The organism is Metabacillus lacus, from assembly GCF_009674805.1.
In the GTDB taxonomy this organism is placed as follows: Bacteria; Bacillota; Bacilli; order Bacillales; family Bacillaceae; genus Metabacillus_C; species Metabacillus_C lacus.
On the sequence record NZ_WKKI01000097.1, the window covers coordinates 1 to 1,890 of the forward strand.

Below are 1,890 nucleotides of genomic sequence, written 5' to 3' on the forward strand. Positions count from 1 at the left end.
TATGTGCGCCCGGCATGGGTGCAGTCTATAGGGTGCAAGTCCCGAGCCATGAAGGCGGTAGTAGTGGTTAGCTTAACGCAAGGGTGTCCGTGGTGACGCGGAATCTGAAGGAAGCGAGCGGCAAACCTCCGGTCTGAGGAACACGAACTCCATATAAGGCTAGGTACCATTGGATGAGTTTGCATAACAAAACAAAGTCCTTACTGCCGAAGGTGGTACACAGTAAATGGAGCAGATAGATGGAGGGAAAGACTGTACTCTTACCCGGGGAGGTCTGGTTGGAACGCCAAGTACACTTGGTAACCTCTCTAGAAATAGATAGCTGAACAACCAGAAGTCAGCAGAGGTCATAGTACCTTACCCACTCGAGACGGTAAGGGAAGGACTGAACAATTAGGAAGAACGAGAACTAGGCATACAATTCCTGTGTAGAAGCAGACAATCCGAAAGGACTTTCTTGAAGGAGGAAGTGGTGAATCTACTGGGGACTTCAAGAGGGTGGAGCAGGAATAACATAATTAGATTTCTACGTTCACGTCGAAAGGAAATATCACAATGTTAATGGATCTGATTCTGTCACGAGAAAACTTAATAGAAGCACTTAAACGTGTAGAGAGGAACAAAGGGAGTCACGGCATAGATGGAATGTCCGTAAAATCCCTACGAAGACATCTCTATGAGAACTGGGGCACTCTTTGTGACTCTTTAAGGGAAGGTACCTATCAACCTAACCCAGTCCGTCGAGTCGAAATCCCGAAACCTAACGGTGGCGTAAGGTTACTAGGAATACCAACCGTGACAGACCGGTTCATCCAACAAGCTGTCGCCCAAGTTCTAACCCCGCTTTTTGACCCAACCTTCTCAGAACATAGTTACGGGTTTCGACCAAATCGAAGAGGCCATGACGCTGTTCGTAAAGCAAGGGGATATATAAGTGATGGATATAGATGGGTGATTGACATGGACTTGGAGAAATTCTTTGACAAAGTGAATCATGATAAGTTGATGGGGATATTGGCAAACAGAATCCAAGACCGATTGGTCTTGAAGCTAATACGGAAATACCTCCAAGCAGGAATCATGATAAATGGTGTAGTCTACGATGCAGAAGAAGGAACACCACAAGGAGGTCCCCTGAGTCCTCTTCTTTCGAATATCCTTTTGGATAAACTTGATAAAGAGTTAGAAAGGAGAGGTCACAAGTTTGTCCGATATGCCGATGATTGTAATATTTACATGAAATCGAAGAAAGCCGGAGAACGTGTAATGGACTCGATTACTCGTTTCATAGAGCAGAAATTAAAGCTCAAAGTAAATCGAGGAAAATCAGCAGTAGATCGTCCTTGGAAACGAAAGTTCCTTGGCTTTAGCTTTACATTCAATAAGAAACCGAAGGTTCGAATAGCAAATGAAAGTATTAAAAGGCTCAAAGCTAAAATACGGGAACTAACCTCCCGTTCCAAACCAATCCCTATGGAAGTTAGAATTGAGAAACTGAATCAATATATAACGGGTTGGTGTGGATATTTTGCATTAGCTGACACACCAAGTAAGTTCAAAGAATTTGATGAGTGGATTAGAAGAAGACTCCGTATGATTGAATGGAAACAATGGAAGAACCCGAAGACAAGAGTAAGAAAACTCAAAAGCCTAGGCGTTCCAGACCATAAAGCATATGAATGGGGAAACTCCAGAAAGAAATTTTGGAGAATAGCCTCAAGTCCAATCCTACACAAAACCCTCGATAACTCTTACTGGAGTAATCGAGGGCTCAAAAGTCTTTATCAAAGATATGAATTTCTGCGTCACACCTAATTGAACCGCCGTATACCGAACGGTACGTACGGTGGTGTGAGAGGTCGGGGGTTAGTCACCCCCTCCTACTCGATT

General features: G+C 43.9%; 1 protein-coding gene. It reads left to right on the plus strand.

Annotated elements, in window-relative coordinates; genetic code table 11:
• The first annotated feature begins 555 nt into the window (after positions 1 to 555).
• A complete protein-coding gene (ltrA, locus tag GJU40_RS20355; RefSeq protein WP_154309878.1) occupies positions 556 to 1,815 on the plus strand; it encodes a group II intron reverse transcriptase/maturase in 1,260 nt (419 codons plus the stop codon).
• Positions 1,816 to 1,890: the final 75 nt, after the last annotated feature.